22 protein-coding genes are annotated in these 23,917 nt (G+C 67.0%); 4 read left to right on the plus strand and 18 right to left on the minus strand.

The features are described 5' to 3' along the window. Positions 1-69: 69 nt before the first annotated feature. Positions 70-1,632: an MFS transporter gene (locus tag ACOQPH_RS11305; protein WP_420621491.1), complete on the plus strand. Its 1,563-nt coding sequence runs from the start codon at positions 70-72 to the stop codon at positions 1,630-1,632. A gap of 46 nt (positions 1,633-1,678) precedes the next feature. Then, positions 1,679-2,257 carry an alpha/beta family hydrolase gene (locus tag ACOQPH_RS11310; RefSeq protein WP_420621492.1) on the plus strand — a complete coding sequence of 193 codons (579 nt, stop codon included), beginning with the start codon at positions 1,679-1,681 and terminating at the stop codon, positions 2,255-2,257. A 13-nt stretch (positions 2,258-2,270) separates the two neighbouring features. Here the strand turns inward: ACOQPH_RS11310 and lhgO are convergent, their stop codons facing one another. Then, positions 2,271-3,482 carry an L-2-hydroxyglutarate oxidase gene (lhgO, locus tag ACOQPH_RS11315; protein WP_420621493.1) on the minus strand — a complete coding sequence of 404 codons (1,212 nt, stop codon included), beginning with the start codon at positions 3,480-3,482 and terminating at the stop codon, positions 2,271-2,273. A gap of 186 nt (positions 3,483-3,668) precedes the next feature. Here lhgO and glpX point away from each other — a divergent pair, with 186 nt between their 5' ends. After that, positions 3,669-4,709 carry a class II fructose-bisphosphatase gene (gene glpX, locus ACOQPH_RS11320; RefSeq protein WP_420621494.1) on the plus strand — a complete coding sequence of 347 codons (1,041 nt, stop codon included), beginning with the start codon at positions 3,669-3,671 and terminating at the stop codon, positions 4,707-4,709. A 3-nt stretch (positions 4,710-4,712) separates the two neighbouring features. After that, positions 4,713-5,168 carry a phosphoribosyl-AMP cyclohydrolase gene (locus tag ACOQPH_RS11325; protein ID WP_420621495.1) on the plus strand — a complete coding sequence of 152 codons (456 nt, stop codon included), beginning with the start codon at positions 4,713-4,715 and terminating at the stop codon, positions 5,166-5,168. A 159-nt stretch (positions 5,169-5,327) separates the two neighbouring features. Here ACOQPH_RS11325 and atpC read toward each other — a convergent pair whose 3' ends face one another. From atpC to ACOQPH_RS11410, 17 genes are all read right to left on the minus strand, one after another. Beyond that, entirely contained in the window at positions 5,328-5,711 is a 384-nt protein-coding gene (gene atpC / locus ACOQPH_RS11330) for an ATP synthase F1 subunit epsilon (protein ID WP_420621496.1), read from the minus strand. An 86-nt stretch (positions 5,712-5,797) separates the two neighbouring features. Further along, entirely contained in the window at positions 5,798-7,255 is a 1,458-nt protein-coding gene (gene atpD, locus ACOQPH_RS11335; protein ID WP_420621497.1) for a F0F1 ATP synthase subunit beta, read from the minus strand. Positions 7,256-7,289: 34 nt separating this feature from the next. Beyond that, positions 7,290-8,267 carry a F0F1 ATP synthase subunit gamma gene (locus ACOQPH_RS11340; protein WP_420621498.1) on the minus strand — a complete coding sequence of 326 codons (978 nt, stop codon included), beginning with the start codon at positions 8,265-8,267 and terminating at the stop codon, positions 7,290-7,292. A 6-nt stretch (positions 8,268-8,273) separates the two neighbouring features. Beyond that, positions 8,274-9,842: a F0F1 ATP synthase subunit alpha gene (gene atpA / locus ACOQPH_RS11345; RefSeq protein WP_420621499.1), complete on the minus strand. Its 1,569-nt coding sequence runs from the start codon at positions 9,840-9,842 to the stop codon at positions 8,274-8,276. Further along, positions 9,839-10,366, minus strand: a complete 528-nt coding sequence (gene atpH, locus ACOQPH_RS11350) for an ATP synthase F1 subunit delta (RefSeq protein ID WP_420621500.1) — start codon at positions 10,364-10,366, stop codon at positions 9,839-9,841. Before atpH ends, atpA begins: the two co-directional genes overlap by 4 nt. 93 nt (positions 10,367-10,459) lie before the next feature. Next, on the minus strand, positions 10,460-11,011 hold the full coding sequence (atpF, locus tag ACOQPH_RS11355; RefSeq protein ID WP_420621501.1) for a F0F1 ATP synthase subunit B: 552 nt from the start codon (positions 11,009-11,011) through the stop codon (positions 10,460-10,462). A 9-nt stretch (positions 11,012-11,020) separates the two neighbouring features. Next, the gene (gene atpE / locus ACOQPH_RS11360) at positions 11,021-11,272 is read right to left on the minus strand and encodes an ATP synthase F0 subunit C (protein WP_419554093.1); all 252 of its coding nucleotides are present in this window, start codon (positions 11,270-11,272) and stop codon (positions 11,021-11,023) included. A gap of 104 nt (positions 11,273-11,376) precedes the next feature. Continuing rightward, positions 11,377-12,168 carry a F0F1 ATP synthase subunit A gene (atpB, locus tag ACOQPH_RS11365; RefSeq protein ID WP_420621502.1) on the minus strand — a complete coding sequence of 264 codons (792 nt, stop codon included), beginning with the start codon at positions 12,166-12,168 and terminating at the stop codon, positions 11,377-11,379. Continuing rightward, positions 12,165-12,647 carry an ATP synthase subunit I gene (locus tag ACOQPH_RS11370; RefSeq protein WP_420621503.1) on the minus strand — a complete coding sequence of 161 codons (483 nt, stop codon included), beginning with the start codon at positions 12,645-12,647 and terminating at the stop codon, positions 12,165-12,167. Before ACOQPH_RS11370 ends, atpB begins: the two co-directional genes overlap by 4 nt. Then, positions 12,644-13,018, minus strand: a complete 375-nt coding sequence (locus ACOQPH_RS11375) for an AtpZ/AtpI family protein (protein ID WP_420621504.1) — start codon at positions 13,016-13,018, stop codon at positions 12,644-12,646. Before ACOQPH_RS11375 ends, ACOQPH_RS11370 begins: the two co-directional genes overlap by 4 nt. 202 nt (positions 13,019-13,220) lie before the next feature. Next, a complete protein-coding gene (rpiB, locus tag ACOQPH_RS11380; protein WP_420621505.1) occupies positions 13,221-14,954 on the minus strand; it encodes a ribose 5-phosphate isomerase B in 1,734 nt (577 codons plus the stop codon). 29 nt (positions 14,955-14,983) lie between these two features. Further along, positions 14,984-16,528, minus strand: a complete 1,545-nt coding sequence (gene prmC, locus ACOQPH_RS11385) for a peptide chain release factor N(5)-glutamine methyltransferase (protein ID WP_420621506.1) — start codon at positions 16,526-16,528, stop codon at positions 14,984-14,986. A 33-nt stretch (positions 16,529-16,561) separates the two neighbouring features. Beyond that, complete coding sequence (gene prfA / locus ACOQPH_RS11390) at positions 16,562-17,668, minus strand: peptide chain release factor 1 (RefSeq protein ID WP_420621507.1); 1,107 nt, start codon at positions 17,666-17,668, stop codon at positions 16,562-16,564. A 33-nt stretch (positions 17,669-17,701) separates the two neighbouring features. After that, positions 17,702-18,778, minus strand: a complete 1,077-nt coding sequence (locus tag ACOQPH_RS11395; RefSeq protein ID WP_420621508.1) for a hypothetical protein — start codon at positions 18,776-18,778, stop codon at positions 17,702-17,704. A 97-nt stretch (positions 18,779-18,875) separates the two neighbouring features. Beyond that, positions 18,876-19,133 (minus strand): type B 50S ribosomal protein L31, encoded by a 258-nt coding sequence (locus tag ACOQPH_RS11400; protein ID WP_420621509.1) that lies wholly within the window; start codon positions 19,131-19,133, stop codon positions 18,876-18,878. A 72-nt stretch (positions 19,134-19,205) separates the two neighbouring features. Beyond that, on the minus strand, positions 19,206-20,636 hold the full coding sequence (locus ACOQPH_RS11405) for a hypothetical protein (RefSeq protein ID WP_420621510.1): 1,431 nt from the start codon (positions 20,634-20,636) through the stop codon (positions 19,206-19,208). A 255-nt stretch (positions 20,637-20,891) separates the two neighbouring features. Next, positions 20,892-23,864, minus strand: a complete 2,973-nt coding sequence (locus tag ACOQPH_RS11410) for an RCC1 domain-containing protein (RefSeq protein ID WP_420621511.1) — start codon at positions 23,862-23,864, stop codon at positions 20,892-20,894. Positions 23,865-23,917 lie beyond the last annotated feature (53 nt).

Consider the following 23,917-nt stretch of genomic DNA (forward strand, 5'->3'; position numbering starts at 1 on the left):
ACCGATGCGGTGCCGCGGGGCCAGAGCAGTATGTACCTGCCCAGGGTGCAGCTGTGCTAGGCCCCCAGCGTGACCCGGCAGGTACGCACCTTCGTTGCCGACTCCGACGAGGTATCTGAACTGCTGCGCCCGCGAGACGACATCGTGCTCGAGGCCCCTGGCCCCGCCGTTGACGGCGCACGCACCTTCGATCTCGCAGAGGGTCCCTTCGAGGGCTATGCCCGCTCGGTGCGCGTGACCCCCCTGGAAGGCACAGCGCGCCACCAAGTGACCGAGACGCTTGAGTGGCAGCTGGCGGTGCCGTGGTTCGGACCGGCCATCAACGTTGCTGTCCGGCGCGCAATGCGCACCGCGCGAACAGGCGACGGCACGCAGCCGGTGTGGGCACCGCCGCATCGCCTCACCGCACGCTCGGCAACCATCATGGCCATGCTCGCCGCCGCTGCGATGCTGAGCGGCTACCTCGCCAACGCTCCATCGGAACTCCACACCTACGCAGCGGACGAATTCGGGGCCGATCAATCCGCCCAGGGAACGCTGGGGGCAGTGGTGCGCATCGGAACGCTGCTCGCCATCGGTGTGTCGGTGCTAGCGGATCGCTACGGGCGGCGGCGCATCGTGGCCGGCGCCATGCTCGTCGGCATCTCGAGCGCGGCGCTGGCGGCGCTGGCGCCCTCTATGGCATGGCTCGGCGCGTTCTGGCTCATCGGTCGCACCGCCAACGCGGCACTCGGCGCCACGATCGTCGTGATGGCGCTCGAGGAGATCCCAGCGGGCTGCCGAGCGTGGTGCTTGTCAGTGCTGGCGATGGCGGCTGCGCTGGGCGCCGGCGTGGTCGTCTGGCTGCAACCCCTGTCCGACCTGGCCCCGTGGGCGTGGCGACTGCTGTTCAGCGTTCCGCTCTTCGCACTGTTCGCCGCTCGTCCGCTGCTGCGCAGGCTGCCCGAGAGCCGTCGCTTCGAACGACGCGGCCGTGGAGTGAGGCTGAGCGGGTACTGGCGTCCGATCGCGCTTCTTGGCGCCATCTACCTGGCATTCGGCCTGTTCCTGGGGCCCATCGACTGGTTCCGCAACGAATACCTGCGTGACGAGCACGGCTTCAGCGCAACGTTGGTGTCGCTGTTCGTGCTAGGCACGGCGACGCCTGCGGGTCTCGCCGTGTATGCGGCGGGCCGGTTGGCGGACTCCCGGGGCCGGCGCGTCATCCTGGCCATTGCTTCGGTGGCGGGCCTGGGCTCCCTCGTGGTGATGTTCAACGTGTCCGGGGCGGCGCTGTGGTTGCTGGGCCTCGTCGGGGCGATGCTGTCGGCAGGATTGCTGCCTTCGCTCGGTGTGTACCGCGGCGAGCTGTTCCCGACCGCCGTGCGGGCACGCGCTGCGACACTGACCGGTGCCATGGGTGTCGGCGGCGCGGCCGCCGGCGTGCTCATCGCTGGGCGTCTACGTACGGCGTGGGGCAGCTTCGGCGAGGTCATCGCGCTGCTGTGGGTCGGGCCGCTTGTCGCAGCAGCCATCGCCGTGCTGTGGCTGGTCGAACGCAGCGGCCACGAACTCGAGGAACTGCACCCGGCCGACGCTGCTGCGGACTCCGAAGGGCTGCGGCCCCCTGCGCCGCCCCCAGCACCGATGTGACACGTCGGTACACGACCAGTCCTGACCGGGTCAAGATGAGACTGCGATGAGCGACGCTCGAGGACTGCTGCTGACACCGGGTGCCGGCGGTGGCGCGGACCACCGCACGCTCGTTGACATCGAGACAGCCTTGACCGACCGGATGCCGGTGAGGCGACACGACTTCGCCTACCGGCGGGCCGGTCGGCGAGCACCGCCCCGCGCGGAGAACGTCGTCGATGAACTGCTGGAGGACCTGCGGAAGATCGCGGCCGAACTCGGCATGCCGCCAGCAGGCATGTTCCTCGGCGGCAGATCCTTCGGCGGCCGTGTCTGCTCCATGGCAGTCGCTGCCGGCGCTCCCGCAGCTGGTCTCGTGCTCCTCAGCTACCCGTTGCATCCACCCGAGCGACCCGAGCGTCTGCGCAGCGCTCACTTCGGCCAGATCACGGTGCCGTGCTTGTTCATCTCAGGCACGCGTGATCCGTTCGCGACGCCAGACGAGCTGCGCGAGCACACGAGCGCTCTCGCAGGTCCGGTCACACTCCGCTTCATCGACGGCGCTCGACACGATCCCAACACCATCGCTGCACGCCGCGCCGTCGTCAAACACGTCGAGAACTGGCTGGACGGGCTCGAGGGCTGAGCTGTCGCCAGCCTCAGCCGTCGATCCGCTTCACGATCATCTTGGCAATCTCCAGGCTGGAGGTGGCGGCGGGACTCGGGGCGTTCAGCACATGGGTGCTACGCCCAGCGGTCGCTACAGCGAAGTCGTCCTCGAGCTCACCGGCGGGATCCATGGCCTGGGCACGCACGCCAGCGGCCGAGCGGATCAAATCGGACGACTCGATGTCGGGCACCAGCCGCTGCAGCGCCCGGGTGAACGCTGTTTTGTTCAGCGACCGCCACACCTCCCCCGCGCCCGTGCGCCAATAGCGCCGAGCAAGACGCCACAGGCCGCGGTTGGTGACGTGCTCGCGCAGCTGGACCCCGCTGATGTCGCTCCAGCGGTAGCCCTCACGGGACAACGCAAGCACGGCGTTGGGGCCGGCGTGGATAGTGCCGTCGATCATGCGGGTGAGGTGCACCCCGAGGAACGGAAAGCTCGGATCAGGCACGGGATAGATGAGGTTGTTGACGAGATGCGAGCGCTCGGGCACCAGTTCGTAGTACTCGCCGCGGAACGGGACGATCCGGTAACCGCCCCTTGCACCCATCAGCGCTGCCACCTGATCGCAGCGCAGCCCCGCGCAGTTCACCAGGCTCTTCGCCACCAACTCGCCAGTCGTCGTGGTGACCCGCACGCCGTCGGCGCCCTCGCTGAGCCCGACCACCGCCGTACCCGTGCGCAGCTCGCCGCCCGCGGCTTCGATCTCGCCGATCAACGCGTCGCACACTGCGCCGAAGTCCACAATCCCAGTGCCTCGAATCAGCAGCGACTCCACCCCAGCGCAATACGGCTCCAGCTCAGCCAAGCGCCGAGCGTCAATGAGCTCGGCGGGAACGCCATTGCTCGCGGCCCGCTCGGCGAGCGCAGCGAGCCGCTCCTGCTCGGAGCTGTCAACTGCCACGATGACTTTGCCGCACACTTCGTGAGCGATGCCCCGCTGTCGGGCGAACTCGACCATCGAACTGCGGCCGGCGACCGCCAACTCCGCCTTGGTTGAACCGGGCCGGTAATACACACCCGAGTGCAGTACGCCGGAGTTCCGGCCCGTCTGGTGCATCGCCGGCCGGTCTTCAGCTTCCAGGATCACCACGCGGCGACCGGGATGATCTGCCAGATAGCGGTGCGCGGTCGCCAGCCCGATGATCCCCGCCCCCACCACGGCGAGATCCACGCGGGCTGACGAGGACCGGGCGCTAGTCATCGAAGCGAAGCTAGCGGGCCAATCGAAAGGTCTACGGCCCGCCGCCGAGTTGATTGCGCGGCGGTCTACGGCCCGCCGCCGAGTTGATTGCGCGGCGGTCTACGGCCCGCCGCCGAGTTGATTGCGCGGCGGTCTACGGCCCGCCGCCGTGGGTTCGATACGACGGCAGCACTATGGTCGGCTGCAATGAATGACAATCGCAGATCGTTCGGCGATCGAGGCCGCGACGACCGTCCGGATCTCGCCCACCAGGCTCCGGACCGCAACCTGGCGCTGGAACTGGTTCGCACCACAGAAGCAGCGGCCATGTCCGCCTCTCGCTGGATGGGTCGCGGCGACAAGGACGGTGCCGACGGCGCCGCCGTCGACGCGATGCGAGTGGTGCTGAGCACTGTGCCCATGGACGGCATCGTGATCATCGGCGAGGGCGAGAAAGACGAAGCGCCGATGCTGTTCAACGGCGAGCTCATCGGCGACGGCACCGGCGCACTCACCGATGTAGCGGTGGACCCGATCGACGGCACCACGCTGACCTCGCTCGGCCGGGGGAACGCCATCTCGGTCATCGCGGTCTCGCCGCGAGGCACCATGCTGGATCCCGGCCCGTGCGTGTACATGGAGAAGATCGCTGTTGGTCCCGACGCCAAGGGGGTAGTGGACTTGAACCGCTCGCCGTCGGAGAACCTCCGGGCGATCGCTGAAGTCACCGGACAAGGCCTGCGAGACCTGACCGCTGTCGTACTGGACCGCGACCGCCACGGTGAGCTGATCCGGGAGATCCGAGAGACCGGCGCCCGTATCCGTCTCATTCCCGACGGCGATGTCGCCGGGGCCATTTCCGCGGCGGCCAGCGATACCACTGACGTGCTCTTCGGCATCGGCGGCACGCCCGAGGGCATTATCTCCGCGGCGGCGCTCAAGTGCCTCGGCGGCGAGTTGCAGGGTCGCCTGTGGCCGCGCAACGACCACGAACGGCGAGCGGCCGTAGCGGCCGGTTTCGACCTCGAGCGCGTACTGCACATCGACGATCTGGTGCAGTCCGACGATGTCTTCTTCGCCGCCACGGGCATCACCGACGGAGAGTTGCTGCGGGGTGTCAAGTTCACCGCGCAGCGTGCCACCACCGACTCGCTGGTGATGCGCTCGCGCAGCGGCACAGTGCGGCGCATCGAAGCCACCCACGACATCGACAAGCTCAGCGCCTACGCGGCGGTGGACTTCACCTGAGCCATGCCTGACTCCCGAACCGATATCGCGCCCCAGACGGAGCCAGCGCTCGACGACCTTGAAGAAGGCACGGTCGCCCGCATCGACTTCGGCAAGGTTGCTCAGATCGGCCGCGACAGCCACCAGGTCGTGCCGGTCGTACTGCAGGACGTCGACACCGGCGACGTGCTGTTCATCGGCTACGCCAACGACGAGGCGTTGCGACTCACCCTCGAGCGACGCAGTGCCGTGCTGTACTCCACCTCGCGCAACGAGATCTGGCACAAGGGCGCCACCTCGGGCGACACCCTCTCACTCGTCGACGTGCGTGTGAACTGCGAGCAGAACTCGTTGCTGTACCGGGTGCGGCGCGACGCAGGCGGAGCGTGTCACACCCGCGACGCCAGTGGTTCAGCCCGTCCAGGCTGCTACTACCGCGCTCTGGACGACTCGAGCCAGCTGCGGCACCTCAACAGCTGAATTGTCTCGACAGCTGAATCAGCACTGCTACTCCTCGAAGTTCTCGGGCATCAGCACGAACTGATCAGGCAGTTCGATCGTGTCGAGTCCTCCCAGTGCAGCAGCAGGACTCGCAGATGTTCGCAGACGCCCGGATCACCCCGCGACGACGAGACTTGCTCAAGCGGCTCCGGCGACCGCGATGCGTGTCTCGGCCCAAGCGAGCGCCGCCTTGGCTTCGTCGTCGTCTGCGTCTGCCGCAAATGCAGCCTGGGCGGCTTGGAGGTCTGCCTGAGCGGCTGCCACGTCGATCTCGTCGGCTGCGAAGGCAGCATCGCTGAGGATGGTGACGACGTTGTTGCTGACTTCCACGAAGCCACGGTTCAGGGCCAGCGTCACGATGCCATCGGAGGCCCACAGCTGGGTCTGCCCGATGTCGAGCGCGCCGATGAAGGCAGCATGGTGGTCCAAGAACGCTATGTCGCCGTCGACTGTGCGAGTCACTACCTGACTGCACTCGCCGCTGAACAGCACCGCTTCGGGCGAGACCAGTTCAACCTGCATTTGGCTCAACCTGCATCCCGTGTGACTCCCTGTGCCGCTCTGGCGCTGCCGTCGATACCCGAGTCCGCTGCATGCGCAGGCAGCCCTCAGGCCCCGCCCTGGGCCAGGTCTCGTGCCTTGGCCATCGCGGACTCGGCGTTGCCGACATTGAGGAACGCCTGCTCGGGCAGATCGTCGAGATCGCCGTTGCACAGCATTTCGAACGACTCGATGGTCTCCGAGACTGGCACGAAGACGCCCGGCAGGCCCGTGAAGACCTCGGCCACGAAGAACGGCTGGCTCAAGAACCGCTGGATCTTGCGCGCCCGGTTGACCGTGATGCGGTCCTCCTCGGACAGCTCGTCGAGACCCAGGATGGCGATGATGTCCTGCAGCTCCTTGTAGCGCTGCAGGATCTCCTGCGTGCGCCGCGCCACGGCGTAGTGCCGGTCGCCCACCACCTCGGGGCTGAGGATGGTGGAGGTCGACGCCAGCGGGTCCACCGCCGGGTAGATGCCCAGCGAGGCAATCTGCCGGCTCAGCTCGGTCGTTGCGTCGAGGTGGGTGAAGGTGGTGAACGGCGCCGGGTCGGTGTAGTCGTCCGCCGGCACGTACACGGCCTGCAGCGACGTGATCGAGTGGCCTGACGTCGAAGTGATGCGCTCCTGCAACTCGCCCATCTCGTCAGCCAGGTTGGGCTGGTAGCCCACCGCTGACGGCATACGGCCCAGCAGCGTGGACACCTCCGAGCCGGCCTGCACGAAGCGGAAGATGTTGTCAATGAACAGCAGCACTTCCTGACCCTGTACGTCGCGGAAGTACTCCGCCATCGTCAGCGCCGACAGCGCAACACGCAGCCGCACACCAGGCGGCTCGTCCATCTGGCCGAAGACCAGCGCTGTCTTTTCGAGCACACCGGACTCTTCCATCTCCAGATAGAGGTCGGTGCCCTCACGGGTGCGCTCTCCGACTCCAGCAAAGACCGACACACCGCCGTGCTGGGAGGCGACACGGTTGATCATCTCGGTGATGAGCACCGTCTTGCCCACGCCGGCACCGCCGAAGAGGCCGATCTTGCCGCCCTCCACGTAGGGCTCGAGCAGATCGATGACCTTGATGCCGGACTCGAACATCGTCGCCTTCGGCTCGAGCGTGTCGAAGGCCGGCGCCGGACGGTGGATCTCCCACTGATCCGCTATGCCGTCGGTCAAATCGGCACCGTCAAGCGGCTGACCGAGCACATTGAAGATGTGGCCGAGCACGCCGTCGCCCACCGGCACGGCGATGCCCCGGCCGGTGTTTGTCACCGTCATGCCGCGGGTCAGTCCGTCGGTGGCCTTCATCGAGACAATGCGAACGCGGTTGTCGCCAATCTGCTGGGCGACCTCGCCGGTGATGGTGACGGGTGCGCCTTCCAGCTCGACATGCATCTCGACGGCGGTGTTGATCTCGGGGAGCGCCCCCGACGGGAACTCCGCATCGATGACCGGCCCGGCGATGGCCACGACGCGTCCACCGGCGTGATCGCCAGTTATTGCGCCAGTTCTCTCTTCGGTCATCGTCATCGCTGTCTCTCCTCGGAGGCGGGGTTCGGTCTGGTTACTCGCGTGCGCGGAACAGGTTTGCAGTACGAGCTTCGATGGTGTTTGAGAGCAAGTCGACTTCGCCGCCGGCCGTCTGGGACAGTGCCTCGGCGCCGCCGACGATCTCCATGATCTCGGTGGTGATGGCGTCCTGGCGGGCACGGTTCATGACGCGCGTCAGGTTGGTCTTCAGGTCCTCGGCATTGTCGGTGGCCGCCTTCATGGCTCGCTGGCGGGCCGCATGTTCCGAAGCCGAGGCTTCAAGCAGGGCCGAGTACAGCCGGGCCTCGGCGTAGCGCGGCAGCAGACGCTCGAGGATGGCGGCGGGCTCGGGCTCGAACTCATAGCTGCCCGAAGGACCACCGGCCGACCCGTCCGCATCAGCGTCACCGCTGCCGAAGTCGCCGGAGTCCAGTGGCATGAACGGCACGATCGCCACTTCCTGGACGCCCATGGAGTGGAACTGGGTGTAGGCCAGCTTCACCTGGCCGCACTCGCCGCTCTCGAACAGCGCCGTGGCCGCCTCAGCAATCCGCCGGGCATCGGAGTAGCTCGGCTGGTCGCTGAAGCCTTCGAAGCCGGCAGCGATGCGGCAGTCCCGGAATCGGAAGTAGCCCTGGGCCTTGCGGCCCGACAGCACCAGTTCGTAGCCACGGCCCGCAGCGGCGTCAGCCGCGATTGCACGCTCGGTGGCTCGCAGGACGTTGTTGTTGTAGCCGCCGCACAGGCCACGATCCGCAGCGATGACCACGTAGGCCACCTTGGCGACGTCGACCGGCTCGCGCAAAAGCGGGTGATCGGCCTCGCCGCCCGCGGACGCCAGGTTGGCAATGACCGCGGTTACCTTCTCGCTGTACGGCCGTGCTGCGCGTACTCGGGTCTGCGCCCGCACGATGCGTGATGCCGCGATCAGCTCCATGGCGCGCGTGATCTTCTTCGTGGCCTCGATCGACTTGATGCGACGCCGAAGAATGCGCTCCTGACCGCTTGCCATAGAGGATCAGCTCTCCACGGCGACGGCAGTGTCTTCGCTGCCTACGGCGTCCGACGTCACGAACTGGGCGCCGAATGCCTCCAGAGCCGCTTGAAGCGCCGCCTCGTCAAGCGCGCCGGTTGAACGGATGTCCTCCATCAGGGCGCTGTGGCGGGTGCTCATGTACGCCAGCAGCTCGGTCTCGTAGCGGTTCACGTCCTCAACTGGGATGCCGTCCACGTAGCCGTTGGTGCCCGCGTAGATGACCACCACTTGCTCGGAGACAGGCATGGGCGAGTTGAGCCCTTGCTTGAGCAGCTCGACGAGTCGGTAGCCACGGCCCAGCTGGGCGGCAGACACGGCGTCGAGCTCGGAGCCGAATGTGGCGAATGCTTCGAGGTCGCGGAACTGAGCCAAGTCGATCTTGAGGGTGCCAGCCACGCTCTTCATGGCCTTGGTCTGCGCAGCAGAACCCACGCGCGACACCGAGATGCCCACGTCCACCGCGGGGCGAACTCCGGACTTGAACAGGTCGTCCTGGAGGTAGATCTGGCCGTCCGTGATGGAGATCACGTTGGTCGGGATGTACGCCGAGACGTCCCCGGCCTTCGTCTCGATGATCGGCAGCGCTGTCAGTGAGCCAGCACCGTTGACGTCGGACAGCTTGGCGGCACGCTCGAGCAGCCGGCTGTGCAGGTAGAACACATCGCCCGGGTAAGCCTCGCGTCCCGGCGGACGGCGCAACAGCAGCGACATCTGGCGGTACGCCTCGGCCTGCTTGGAGAGGTCGTCATAGACGATCAGTGCGTGGTCGCCGCTCTCCATCCAATGCTGGCCCATCGCGCAGCCGGCATAGGGAGCCAGGTACTTGAACGGCGCAGCATCTCCAGCAGGCGCGGAGACCACGACCGTGTACTCCATGGCGCCGCGCTCCCGCAGCGTGTTGACCACCTGCGCAACCGTCGAACCCTTCTGCCCGATCGCCACGTAGATGCACTTCACGCCGAGGCCCGCCTGGTTGAGGATCGTGTCGACGGCAATCGACGTCTTGCCGGTCTTGCGGTCGCCGATGATGAGCTCGCGCTGGCCTCGCCCGACCGGAGTCATCGAGTCAATGGCCTTGATACCGGTCTGCAGCGGCTCGTGCACCGGCTTGCGACCCATCACGCCAGGTGCCTGGATCTCCATGCGGCGCTCGATAGCGCCGGTGATCTCGCCTCGCCCGTCGATCGGCTCTCCCAGCGCGTTGACGACGCGGCCCAGCACTGCGTCGCCGACCGGCACCGACAGGATGCGGCCAGTTGCCTTCACGGCCTGGCCCTCTTCGATCGACTCGACGCTGCCGAGCACGACCGCGCCAATGGAATTCTCGTCAAGGTTCAGTGCAAGACCCACGTCTCCGCTGGAGAACTCCAGGATCTCGTTCACCGAGCAGCCCGGCAGCCCTGAGACGCGGGCGATGCCATCGCCCACCTCGAGGATGCGCCCGACAGTGCCAGACTCGATCGACGGGTCGAAACCTTCGAGGTTCCGGCGAATTGCCGAGGTGACATCGCCCGTATCAATGGACAACGGGTTGATGGAAAGGTCGGTCACGACAGGCGCTCCTTCATCTTGTCGAGCCGAGTGCGAACTGAGCCATCGAAGACGGTGTCGCCGATCTGGGCCGACAAGCCTCCGATGATCTCGTGGTCCACTACGACATGGACGGTCACATTGCGGCCGCTGGCCCGGGTGAGCGCTTCGGCAACTCGGGCGATCTGGGAATCGGTGAGTGCGACGGCCGAGCGGACTTCGGCCACCGCTTCTCCTCGCGTGGCAGCCGCCAGCGTGAGGGCTTCGTCCGCGATCGCATCGATTTCGCCGCCGCGGCCGGCACCGACCAGCATCGTCACCACGTTGAGGGTGACTGGCGACGCCTGCGCAGCCAGCAGGTCCTCGATGATGCCGATGCGACGCGAGGCCGGGACCGTGAGGTCGGTCAGCACGCGGCGCAGTTCCTCGTTCTCCGCGGCGGCCCGACCGACTGCGGACAGTTCCTCGGTCACGCGGTCGAGCACGTCCTCGGCCTGCGCGATCGCCACAACTGCGCTGGCGTACCCCTCGGTTCGCTCGCTCATTGTTCGATCCTGGTCATCTGCTCATCTCCTGTCCCGAGCCGCACCGGTCGCCGGCCCCGATCAGGGGGCGGCAACGGGCGTGACGCGGGACGTTCAGTTCCCCACCCGTGCGATGTAGTCATCGATCAGCTGGGCGTGGGCCGCCTCGTCGATGCTGGCGCGCACCACCTGCTCGGCGGCGCCCACGGCGATCGACGTGATGTCGGCCCGAACCTCGGCCATGGCCCGTGCTCGAGCCGCTTCGATGTCGGCTTCGGCCTGGGCACGGCGCTCGGCGATCTCAGGTTCGATCGCCGCGAGACGCTCCTGGCGGACCGTTTCGGCAGCCGCACGGGCCTCCTCAATGATCCGAGCAGCCTCGGCATTGGCCTCAGCCAGTCGGGTGTCGTACTGCATGCGCAGTTCCTCGGCCTCAGAGCGGGCACTTGCGGCGCCGTCGAGGTCGCCTTGGATGCGCTCGGTACGAGCCTCCATGGCGCGCCGGATCGGCGGCAGGGCCAGCTTCCACATCACGATGAGGAGGATGAGGAAAGCCGCCGAGCCCCAGATGACCTCATTCCACTCGGGAATGATCGGGTTGGAGGTGGCCTCGCCCTCGGTCGCCGCGAGCAGGCCGGATGCCATATTGCTCAAATTGGCGCTCATGTGTGCCTCCTACGCGAAGTTGAGGAGGATGAACACCACGAAACCGATGAGGGCCAAGGCCTCGGTGAACGCGATGCCTAGGAACATGGTCGTTCGGACCATGCCCGCCGACTCGGGTTGGCGCGCCATCGCTGTGATGGCGTTGCCGACGACGAGGCCGATGCCGACGCCCGGGCCGATGGCCGCGAGGCCATAGCCGAGGCCGGCGCCGAGCGCCTTCAGGCCGTCGAGTGCGTTGTCCGCTTGTGCGAGCAATTCCATTACTCGTTTTCTCCTGTGTTGTAAGGGTTGATGAGGCAGGGGCCGCAGCGCTGAGGCACGGTGAGGCCGGTGGTCGGGCTGGATCGTTTGGGCTGGTTCCGGGCCTAGTGCTCGGGGTGCAAGGCGCCACCGATGTACACGGCGGCCAGGATCGTGAAGATGAATGCCTGCAGGAACGCGACGAGGATCTCGAAGCCTGTCAGGCCGATGAGCACAACGAATGGAGCCCACACGATGGCTGCCAATGGACTCGTGTCCCACAGCGCAGCAGTGAGCACGCCGAACGTCACGAGTAGCAGGTGCCCGGCAAGCATGTTCGCGAAGAGCCGCACCGCCAGTGAGAAGGGCCGCACGAAGAATGTGGACACGAACTCGATGAGCGCCACCAGTGGCAGCAGTGCCTTGGGCACACCGGGCGGAATCACAACGCTCTTGAGGTAGCCGAACAAGCCGTGGTTCTTGATGCCGACGGCGTTGAACACAACCCAGACGAGCACCGCCAAGACAACCGGCATCGCCATGCGGGCATTGGCCGGGAAGTGGATGAACGGGAACACCTCGGTGATGTTCGAGAAGAGAATGAAGAAGAACAGCGTCAGCAGGAACGGCAGGTAGCGCAAGCCGTCAGGCCCGATGGTCTGCATGATGATGTTCTCGCGGATGAACGTCACGGAGGTCTCCGCCACCGTCTGAATGCCACGAGGTGCCGAGATGACCTCCGCCCGCTCGTAACGACGCTTGGCCATCACGAAGATCGTCACGGGAGCGACGAGAGCGAAGATGTAGATGATGCCGACCTTGTTCAGCGCGAACACCGAGTCGTCGAGACCCGGAATGATGTTCGGCCATTCCAAGAGGTGACCGATGTCAGGGAAGGTCAGCGCTAGCAAGTTCACTTCTGCTCCTTGCCGGGACGTTGAAGATCGAGGCCTGGGGCTGCGAGCCGCAGGGAAACATATCGGATCTCCCACGCGAGCAGACCGAGGTGGCTCGCGAGGATGGTGATTGCGATGGGTATGGGCTCAAAAAAGCCGAGCGGGCTGACCGCGAGCACGATGCCGGCGAGCGCCGCGAGACGCACGATGAAACCACCCAACGTGACACCCATGAGTGCGACCGGCGAGGTGCGTGCACCCCACGCCATCAGCGCCGCGGCCGCAGCAAGATTGCCGATGACCAGCACGTAACCCAGCGCTGATGAGAGTGCCCCGCCCATGCCCCAGATGAATCCGCTGACGATCACCCAGGCAGGGAAGACCCAGAGGCTGCGACGTGCCATGTCGAACGCGATGTCGCGCTCTGGCGAGCCGTCGTCGCTGGCGGGATACGTGCCGCTGCCGGTCTCGGCTCGTTCGTCGGACGTCGCCGGAGTCATGATTGCGTTGGCGTCGAGGCGGTGTCGGCCTCGAGCGAGACGCCAGTCGGCAGCGATGTCGGCTCGTCGATGCCAGCAGAGCGATCGATGCCCCGCTGCCCGGAAGGACGGCTGGCGGCGATGTCTGCCTCGTGAACTTGCATGCGTTCGGCGTAGCGGTACCACTCGACGAGAAGCTTCATGATGAACGCGACCACGCCGAAGCTCAGCGCGAGCCACGGCCCAGTGCCCCACCAGCGATCCAAGCCAAACCCTGCCGCGGCGAAGATCGCCGGTGTCGCCACGATCTCGATGGCCTTGGCCAGGCCGTCCTCACTGCCGGTGCGGCTGCGGTTCGTCCGCTTCTCTTCGCGCGCAGCGTGCGGTCGCATGGGTCCGGGGGTCTCCGATGCCTGGGTAAGCGTGCCGACGCGCACCCCGATCAGCGATCATTTCCGCACGAACTAACGAGGCGAGCGCCAGCCAAGCCGCCCGCAATCTACGGCCTAGACCAAGCCTCCGCACATGAGGCGCGGGTTCACCGACTCGACGCCAACTTGTTTGCGAATCGCACCGATTCAGCGGGGGCGTCGTCTACTGGTTGTAGGGCGGGAAAGCGGCGCAGAGCTCAGCTATTTCGGCGCGCACCTGGGTGATGATCGCTTCGTCATCTGGGGCCCGCAGCACCCGTGCTGTGAACTCGGCGATTCGGGCCATCTCGGCCGGTCCCATGCCTTGGGTGGTGACCGAGGGTGTGCCCATCCGCAGGCCGCTCGTGACGAACGGCGAGCGAGGGTCGTCGGGGATGGAGTTGCGGTTCAGCGTGACACCCGCGGCGTCGAGCGCTTCCTGGGCGACCTTGCCGGTCAGGTCAGCATCGAACGTGCGCAGGTCGATGAGCAGCAGGTGGTTGTCCGTGCCACCCGAGACCAGCCTGAAACCGTGGCTGCCAAGCGCGTCAGCCAGCGCTGCTGCATTCTCGACGATTCGGGCCTGGTACTGGGCGAACTCCGGGCGTGCTGCCTCGGCAAAGCCGACGGCCTTGGCGGCAACCGCGTGATCAAGTGGGCCGCCCTGGCTGCCGGGGAACACCGCTGAGTCGATGCGCTTGGCATATTCCTGAGTGCACAGGATCGTTCCGCCGCGCGGTCCGCGCATCGTCTTGTGGGTCGTGAAGGTGACGATGTCCGCGTACGGCACCGGGTTGATGTGCACGTCGCCCACGATCAGCCCGGCGATGTGCGCGGCGTCGAACATGAACACCGCGCCGATCTCGTCGCAGACCTCGCGGAACGGCACCGGGTCGATGCGGCGCGGATAGGCCGTCGCGCCCGCCACGATCAGCTTGGGCCGGTGCTCGCGGGCCAGCTCGGCCATCGCGTCGTAGTCGATCCGCTCGTCGCTTCGCGTCAGGCCGTAGCTGACGAAGTTGTAGAGCCGCCCGCTCACGTTCACCGGCGACCCGTGTGTGAGATGACCGCCCTGGTCGAGGCTCATGCCCATCACGGTGTCGCCGGTGTCGAGCAACGCCAAGTACACCGCAGCGTTGGCCTGCGAGCCCGAGTGCGGCTGCACGTTCGCGTGCTCCGAGCCGAAGAGCCCCTTCACCCGGTCGATGGCGAGCTGCTCGGCGATGTCGGCGTTCGCGTTGCCGCCGTAGTAGCGGCGGCGGGGGTAGCCCTCGCTGTACTTGTTGGTGAGCACGCTGCCGGTCGCGGCCATCACTGCAGGAGAGGCGAAGTTCTCCGACGCGATGAGCTGCAGCGTGCTCATCTGGCGTTCGAGCTCGGCTTCCAGTACCGCATCGATCTCGGGATCGCCGAGCGGCGCCCAGCTCGCAGAGCGCGGGTGGGCGGGGCCGCGTGGATTCCCGTCGATCTTTCGGACCCGCGGCTCGTGGCGCCCGCCCTCGAAGGCCGCTCCAAGGAAGGCGTCAAGTGCACCTGTCGCCAGGTCTGCATCGAGCAGGTGGGCGCCGAGGCAGAGCACGTTGGCGTCGTTGTGCTCGCGGGCCAGCCGGGCCGAGGTCTCGTCGTGGACCGTGGCGGCCCGGATGCCCGCCACTTTGCCGGCGGCCATGGCGATGCCAATGCCGCTGCCGCACACGGCCACACCAAGCTCTGCCGTTCGAGCCGCGACTGCTTCGCCGAGCGCTGCACCGAAGTCGGGATAGTCGACCGATTCGGGGCCGTTCGTGCCGAGGTCGACGATGTCGTAGCCGGTGGCCCGGAGGTGTTCCGCCAAGCGGTCCTTCAGTTCCCAGCCGGCGTGATCGGCGGCGAGCGCAATCACTGGCGCAGGCGTGATTGGGAAATTGTCGTGAGCCACCGCGTAAGTCTCGCAGCCGCCGATGCCCCTCAGGCGCCAGATTCTTCGGGAAATTCTGGGAATTTGAGCGATTCGGCGGGCACGGCACCGGTTCGCAGGACAACGGGCTTGTCTCCGGTGACGTCCACCACGGTGGAGGCGAATCCCCCGAGTGCCCGTCCGCGGATGATCCGTCCAGGCGAGGCCATCTCGCCCGGACGCGTAGCGAGGCTCGCAGCTGCTTCCACGGCGCTGGCCGGCGTCTCGTAGCCGTGACGGTTGGCACTCGTGCCGGTGACGGGCCCGACCTCGTCGATGAGCCAGCGCAGCCAGCCCAGCGCCGGGGCTCGGACGCCGAGCGTCTCCCGACCGTGCAACGGGTCTGGACCCTCTCGGCGCCGCGCCACCAGCGTCAGACCGCCAGGCCAGTGTCGCTGCGCGAGCGCGCGGGCTTGTGGGGACAGCTCCACTAGTTCGTCGGCCTGTTCGAGGCCCGACACCAGGATCGGCATGGGCTCGCTGTGGGGACGCTCCTTGGCGTCGCACACACGGGCGACCGCGTCGGTGTCGGCGTAGCGGGCCATGACCCCGCAGAGGGTGTCGGTGGGTGCGACCACGAACTCACCGGCGCGCAGCCGTTCGGCCGCTTGGTCAATGGTCCATGCGTCGGGTTCAGAGCGCGGGCGCGACGCAACGAGCGCCCGATCGAGGCCCGCCAAGTCGCGCTCGATTCGCACCTCTTCGTAACCGCGCGCGACCGCCATGGCCGCGACCGCCGGTGCCTGTGCCGTCGCGATCTCCAGCACGAGCAGGCCGCCCGGTGCCATCCAGCTGCGGGCGGTACGCACAATCGTGCGTACCACGTCGAGTCCGTCCGGTCCGGCGTAGAGCGCCTCGTGTGGCTCCCAGTCGTCGATCTCAGCGGAAAGCACATCGCCGTCGGCCACATACGGAGGGTTGGACACGATGAGATCAAGTCGTTGGAACCGGGGCTCGGTCACGCAGTCGTTCCCGACGTGCAGTCCTTCGAGTGCTTCGAACCAGCTCCCTTGATGCAGCGAGACGCGGGCGGCTGCGCGTCCAGCGCCCGCCATGTTCGCTGCCGCCAGCGCCAGCGCGTCGGCTGAACTGTCGGTGGCGAACACGCGGGCCTGGGGCACCTCGATTGCAATCGACAAAGCGATCGCGCCGCACCCCGTGCCCAGATCGGCCACGTTCACTTCTGGCAGACGCCGGCGGCGCACTGTCCTTTGGAGCCAGTCGATGGCGATGCCCGCCACCACCTCCGTCTCAGGGCGAGGGATGAGCGCACGGCGGTCGGTGGCCAGGTCGAGCTTGCGGAAACCCCAGCTGCCGAGCACGTACTGCAGCGGCTCGCCCGCCACCCGACGGGCGGCCATGGCGTCGGCGTGCGCCACCATGCGCACAGTCATCGGCGTCTGCGGTGCCAGGGAAACCTCGGCGGCGTCGCGCCCGCTGGCTTCGGCCGCGATGCGGCGCGCGCTCACCTCGGGTTCGGGCACACCGGCAGCCTCGAACTGCGCACGCAGTCCCCGGTACAGGTCGCCCAGCGTCAGCCCGTCGGGATGGGCCATGACCGAGCTCCGTTCCCTCCCCCGGCGACGGTGTCAAGCACCGCCGTCGGCGACGGCAGCAGCCAAGAGCTGCTCGCGCTCAGCACTCGCGAGAGCGTCGACGATCTCGTCCAGCTCGCCGGCCAGCACCCGGTCCAGCTTGTAGATCGTGACACCGACGCGGTGATCGGTGACCCGGCTCTCCTTGAAGTTGTAGGTGCGGATCTTCTCGGAGCGGCCTCCGCCGCGGACCTGGTCCCGCTTGTGGGCTGCCACCTCGGCAGCGTGGGCCTCTTGCTGGAGCTGCAGGAGCCGCGAGCGCAGCACCCGCATGGCCTTGGCTCGGTTCTGAAGCTGGCTCTTCTCGTCCTGCATCGACACCACCACCCCGGTGGGCTTGTGGGTGACACGCACCGCCGAATCGGTGGTGTTGACCGACTGGCCTCCCGGTCCCGATGAGCGGAACGTGTCGACGATGAGATCGTTCGGATTGATCTCGACGTCCACTTCCTCGGCTTCGGGCAGCACGCTCACCGTCGCCGACGATGTGTGGACGCGGCCTTGGGATTCGGTCACCGGTACTCGCTGCACTCGGTGCGGTCCGCCCTCGTGCTTCAGCGTCCGCCACACCCCGGGTCCGCGCACTGCGAACGTCACGTTGGTAAACCCGCCCATGTCGCTGTCCTGACTGCCGAGCAGCTCGAACGACCATCCCGACTGCGCGGCCACATACGCCCGGTACATCTCGAACAGGTCTCGTGCCCAGATGTTGGCTTCCTCGCCGCCCTCGGCCCCTTGGATCTCCACGATGACATCGCGCTCGTCGTTTGGATCCTGGGGCAGCAGCAGCTCCTTCAGCCGCTCGTCGAGACTTGCTGCTCGCTCGGTCGCGACCTCCAGCATCTCTGAGGCCTCGGCCGCATCGTCGCCGTCGCTGGCGTCGAGAAGGTCCTGGGCAGCTTCGGCGTCGGCCTGTGCATCTCGAGCCTCGTGGGCGACGTCGATGATCTCGCCGATCCGCGCGAGGCGCCGGCCGAGTTCGGCGAACTGCGCTCGGTCGCCCGAGGCAGCGCCTTCGCCGAGTTTCCGTTCCAGCTCGGCCCGCTCGGCTTCGAGCGCGACAAGCCGTTCAGATTCGAAGGCTTCGAGGGCGCCCAACACGCGTTCAGGCTAACTGCGGGGGTAGTGAGCGGATCAGTGATCGATGGCGGTGATAGTGCGCCACCCGTCGTCGACCTCGACGATCTGTGCAGGCCTGCGAAGCCGAGCCGCCATGTTTGCGATGACCTCGTGGGCGTCGCGACGAGGCAGCGCAACCACCAGTTCGGCGTCAGGATCGAGGAACAACCGAGCGTCGGCTGCGAACGGCACCACGTCCAGGTCGATGCCGACGCACACCACCACCACCAAGCGGCGGCCGTCGGGCGTCAGGCCGTAGGCCACAGCGGGCGCCGGGTCCTTTGGACCCCCTCGAGGCAGCGGCGACGACGCCGCTCGCAGCCTGCCTGCACCCACGAGATCGGGTCGCCGTATCAGCAGCGAGCGAAGCCAGCGAGCCGCACCCATGCGGTTGAGCGGATGGGGAGACGCTCCCGGCGTGCGATGGCTCCGCACTATGTCGGCGACGCGACGGATGGCCTCGGTTGTCGGCTCATCTGCGTGCAGCAACGAGAAGGCCTCGCGATCGTGAGCACCAACTCCGACCTCGATCTGCCACTCCGCCGAGGTTTCGCGTACATCGCCCGAATCGCCGTCGTCGTCGCTGGCTCCCGTGTCGCCGCTGGAGGGCACAGCGACGATGCGGGCCACTTCGAGACCCTCCACCTCGCCCGTGATCACGCCGTGCTCGACCGTGACCTCGACACCGGCAGCGCCGAGCAGCGCTACCAGCTCGGGCGCACGCGGAGGTGGGGGCTCGGTCGACCGCGGCGCCGCCTCGGCGATGGTGGCACCGGACCCTTCGATCTGCCACACGATCGGTGCTGGGACAAAGCACGCTGCCCGCCGAGCGAGCACGTCGCTGTGGTTCTCAGCAAAGACATGCACGCCGTCGCAACCAGAGCGCACCGCCAGCGCCAACGCGCCACCCAACGCTCGCTGCGTTCGCTCCTGGGCAAGGCACACCACTGCCGGCTCGGCATCGGAGGCAACGGCCAGGGCTCCGTCATCGGTGCCCGAGACTTCGGCCAGATCTACGTCAAGCACGGCACGGGCCAGGGCTCGCAGCTTCGCCGCGTGAAGGGCCCGGATGCGATCAGCGTCGAGCGCCATGGTGGCTGCCCTCAGGCGTGGGGCGTTTCGAGACTGCGGTGCCGGCCCATTGGTGACGCTCGTAGCACCCGCCGGCCGCGCCGAACCGGTGGCCCGTTCAGCTCCGCCGCTTCCGCTGGCCGTAGCGGCGCTCGAAGCGCTCCACGCGGCCCGCCGTGTCGACGATCTTCATTTGCCCGGTGAAGAAGGGGTGGCTGGCGCTGGACAGCTCAACGTTGGCCAGCGGGTAGGTGTTGCCGTCGGCCCACTCGATCGTGTCGTTAGTCTCGATCGTGGACTGGGTGAGGAACGAGAAGTCGGCGCTGGCGTCGCGAAACACCACCGGCCGGTAATTCGGATGGATGTCGCTCTTCATCGTGTTCCCTGATTCGAAGGTTCCGCGGCGATCAGCCTAAGGCGCCGGGGGTGCAACCGCATCGAGTGCAGATCAACGGTGCTCACCGAGGCTGAAGCTGCGGTCGCGGTCCAAGGAGACCTCGCCGGCCTCCAGATCAGCGACTCCGGGCAGACCCCCAGTGAGCGCTATCTCGAGGTTCGCCGCCTCGCGCAGCCGCGCCGCCACCAGGTCGTCGACCTGGTTGCCCGTTGACGTTCGCACCGTTGCCACCATGGTGATGGAGCCGGCGTCTTCCAGGTTCCGGGCACCTCCGAAGAACCGCAGCGTCGACGTGATGGCTGCACCCACAGTGTCGGCGGGCTGGTGTCGCCCATTCCCACCTGCCGCGTAGGCACGTGCAAGCCGCGTCAATCCCTTGAAGAGGATCACGACGTCGTCTCCAGACTCCGCCATGCGCTTCGTGCGCTCCAGCGTGAGCTCCGCCACGGCGAGGTGCTCTTCGGGCGGCCGGTCGAACGTAGATGCCAGAACCTCGCCCGAGGTCTCCAGCCGGCGGGTCAACTCGGTGACGTCCTCGGGCCGCTCCTCGATGAGCAGCACGATCAGGTGGATGTCTGGATGTTGGTCGCCAATGGCAGCGGCCATTGCTGCCACCAGTGGTGATGCAGAGCGCGTCCCGCTCGCCGTGATCAGGCCGCGAGAGCCCATTCCGATCAGGGCGAGGTCGTCGATGGCCGCAAGCGTTCCTGCGCTCTGTCCGCCCGCGAGCGGCAATGCGTCCGTGGGCAGCACCGGCGTGAGGTCATCAAACAGCGGTCGGTCAGGTTGTTCGGGCGGCGACTCGCCATTGAGCGTGTCGAGACGCAGCAGCGCAGGGTTGCGCTCGCTGCGGGCCGCTGGACGGCTGACGCCGGTGATCCGGTCGCCGCGTCGCAGGTCGTGTTGACGCACTTGCCGGGCCGCGACATAGACATCGTCGGCCGAAGGCAGCGGACCGTTGGTGCGCAGGAAGCCGTAGCCCTCGTCTCGCAGGTCCAGCAGGCCATCGCAATGGACGGTCTCGCCGACAATCGGTGCGTCGTCGCGGCCTCGACCGCGGCGGCGGCTGCGGCGGTTGCCTTCCTCGGCCACTGGCACATCGGGCCCGGATCCCTCATCGTCGGACTGCGTATCGCTGGCATCCGCTGCTGGCGCGTCCTGATCGTCGACGGCCGGGGACGAATCGGCATCGGCATCGGCGCCGGCATCGCTCGAAGCGACAGGTTCGGGCGGCGGTGTTGGGGTACGGGTGCGTGTCGTGACCACGGGAGCTTCGGTTTCGGCGTCGGCGTCGGCGTCGGCGTCGGCGTCGGCGGGATCCTCTGTCTCGTCCCCGCCAGCATCGCTGGCACCTTCGGGCGCAAGGATGGCGCTGATGATCGTGCTCTTGTGGGCACGGGGTGTTACCTCGATGCCGAGCGCCGCGGCGATCTGAAGCAGTTCGTCCCGTTCTTTGGCCTCCAGCAAGGCACGATCCGGCATGTCCGACATGGCTACCTCAGAAGCTCCGGCCTGCTTTCGCGACGCCGCTCGGGCCGCGAAATGAGTCTGCGTTTCCTGTGCCGGGCCTTGGCGCCCGACACAGCGATCCGGTCCCGTGACGCCCGAGCGAGCCCTGCACTGAGGAACCGTCGATCAGTGCTGACGCTACCGGCGACGATTCCCGACGGCTACCAGTGGCTGTTGGAGGCAATGCAGTCGTTTGGATTGCCACCTCGGGCAGAAGCGGTGCGGGGGCTATGAGAACCCTTTGCCCCAGCACACAGCAGATCTGTCGGCTTGCAGTGCGCACGTGCGGTCACCCATGGACGCCAGTGCAATGAAATTGCCGCTGGGCGCCTTGGTCTGTCCTTGGTCGTTGTCGCCCCAGCACACCAGCGTTCGATTCGGCCTCAGACCGCAGGTGTGATCCTGCCCAGCAGCAATCGCGATCAAACGGTCGTCCGGCGGGCGCCCTCTTGGGAACGACCCGTTGCCCCAGCACTCGGCGTCGCCTGTTGCTCGCAGCGCGCAAACGTGATTCCGGCCGATGGCGAGCTGCGTATAGCGACCGTAAGGAACCCTGGTCCGGCTGAAATGGTCATCACCCCAACAGGCGACGGTCTGATTCTCGCGGATGCCGCACGCCAGAACTCCGTCCGGTCCGACCGAGACTGTCGTAAACGGTCCCGCCGGTGGGTTGACCTGATTGAGGCCATTCTCCGTCGACAGGTAATCCCAGCAATCCACCGAACCATCGTCACGAATCCCGCAGCCAGATTGGTGCCCGACCGTGACGAAGACGAAGGTGCCGCCGGGCGCGGCGATGTGAGATCCCCGATCCTCACGGGTCCAGCAGGCGACCTCGCGGTCGACGCCAAGCGCACACAGCATGGACGTCCCGGCCGAGATCGACTTGTAACGACGACCTCCGCCGTCGAAGGCGATCTCGCCGAGCGCTCCCGTGCACGTCATGGCGCCATTGGCGCGCAGGCCACAGGAGAACCTGTCGCCTACCGCCAGCGTCGAGAACTGCGATGACGGCGGCTGAGCATCGACGTTTCCCCAGCACGTCATCGTTCCGTCACCGTCCAGCCCGCAGGCATGGGTGAGACTGACATCTATCAGCGCGCGTGCGCCGGTCAGTGTCGTTGCCGACGCTGCAGCCTCTTGGGCGGGCGCGAATCTGCCGCGACCGCCATTGCCCCAGCACTCCGCGGTGCCCTGCGGGCGCATCGCACATGCGAAATTACGGCCAATCGCCAGATGAGCGAAGTTCCCTTCTGGCGCCTCGAGTTCTCCGTCGTTGTTGTCGCCCCAGCACACGATTCCGCCGTCGGGGCGGAGGGCGCATGCGTGCCAAGCTCCCGCAACTACCTGGGTGAAGTGACCCGCGGGCGCGTTTGTCTGTCCCCATTGGTTCCAGCCCCAGCAGGTCACGGTGTGGTCGGTGCGCAACCCGCACGACAGCCCTTCGCCCGCAGACACCGACGAGAACTGCCCCGATGGCGGCTCGGCTTGGCCGCGGTCATTGAAGTCCCAGCACTCAATCTCGCCAGCGGTCAAGACTCCGCACGAATGCCCCACGCCGACGGAAACGGACGAGAATTGCTTCGAGGGCGCGTCCACCGGGCCCCTATCGTCCCAACACAGGACCGTCCCACTGGCGCGAAGGCCGCACGCGCGGCTACCTCCAGAGTCGAGAGAGTCAAACGATTCCTCCGGGCTGTAATAGCCGGGGGCTTCTGGAGTGCCGAACTCGCCCCAGCAGGTGGCGCTTCCCTGAACAGTCAGCGCGCACGTGTGGTAGCTGCCGCCGCTGACCGAGGTGAAGTGGCCTTCGGGCGCATCAAGTTGTCGTGCAAAGTTCCACCCCCAGCACTCGACTGCGCCGCCGTCACGTACTCCGCAAGCGTGCCAGTCGCCTGTGCCGATCGACTTGAACCTGCCCGCAGGCGCGATGTCGCGGCGGTCGTAGCCCGCGCCCCAACACACAGCTGCACCATCGATGCGCAGGCCGCAGTTCTGGTCCCACCGGGAAGTGACGTCGGTGAACTGCCCGGCCGGAGGCTGGGCCTGGGACTCCTTCACATTCCCCCAGCAGAAGACGGCTCCGTCCACGCGCACAGCACACGAGTGATCGTTGCCCACCGTGATCGCCTTGAACCGTCCTGCCGGTGCTGATGATTGGCCCAGATCATCCTTGCCCCAGCAGTTGACCGTGCCGTCAACTCGCAGCCCGCACGCGTGAAAGCCGCTCGCCTCAATGGTGGTGAACTCCCCAGACGGCGGCTCGGAGACAGGCGCATAGTCGCGACCCCAGCACTCTGCCGTGCCGTCGTCGCGCACTCCGCAAACCACGCCGCCGTCATCACTGACCGACATCACTGAGAACGGCCCGGCGGGTGCTCCCCTCCGCCCGATGAAGTTGCCTCCCCAGCACTCAATCTCGCCGCGGATGGTCAGGCCGCACGTTGCGCCCCAGACAGCCTCAACAGCGGTGAAACGTCCGGCTGGCGCGTCCGCCTCGCCTCTGTCGTTGTCACCCCAGCACGCGACCGTGCCATCGACTCGCAAGCCGCAAGAGTGCGCAGGGCCTGAGGACACTGTGGCAAACGCACCGTCGGGAGGTTCCGATTGGCCCTGCTTGTTCCAACCCCAGCACTCGAGGGTGCCGTTAGTGCGAACGGCGCACGTGTGACTGCCGCCTGAAGCGAGCGATCGGAACGTGCCTAACGGAGCATCGGTCTGGCCGACACCGCTCGAACCCCAGCAGCCGATCGTCCCCTCGACCTGCAGGCCGCAGGCATGCGAGCCGCCAGGCGCCAGCATGATGTACTTCGCGGTCGCGGGGTCGGGTCTGCACGGGTTGGGCGCGTGTGTGCCGTCAGATCGATGAGTACGGCAATCATCGTTCTCAACCGTGTGATCGTTATGGCACCACGCACTGCCCGTGTAAATGTGCGTATGGCGGCCGTCCGCATGGGTGCCGTCGGGACGATGAATACGGCAGTCGCCGTTCTCGGCTGTGTGATCGTTGTGGCACCACGGGCTGCCCGTGTAGGTGTGCTCGTGCTGATCGTCAGGACAGGGCGATGTAGGCGCCGGCGTCGTCGGCGAGCTGGGGGTCTCCGGAGCAGGACCACTGTCGGTCTGTGCGCTCGATGCCACCGGCATCAGTACGCCGAGGACGACCATCAGCGCTCCGCAACTGATCCAATACCGTCGCATCCACTCCCTCTCTAGCGCGTATGCGCTGCGCGTGGGCGCCGATCGCACCGGTT

Origin of the sequence: Candidatus Poriferisodalis sp., from assembly GCF_965221945.1 — a bacterium.
Classification (GTDB): domain Bacteria; phylum Actinomycetota; class Acidimicrobiia; order Acidimicrobiales; family Poriferisodalaceae; genus Poriferisodalis.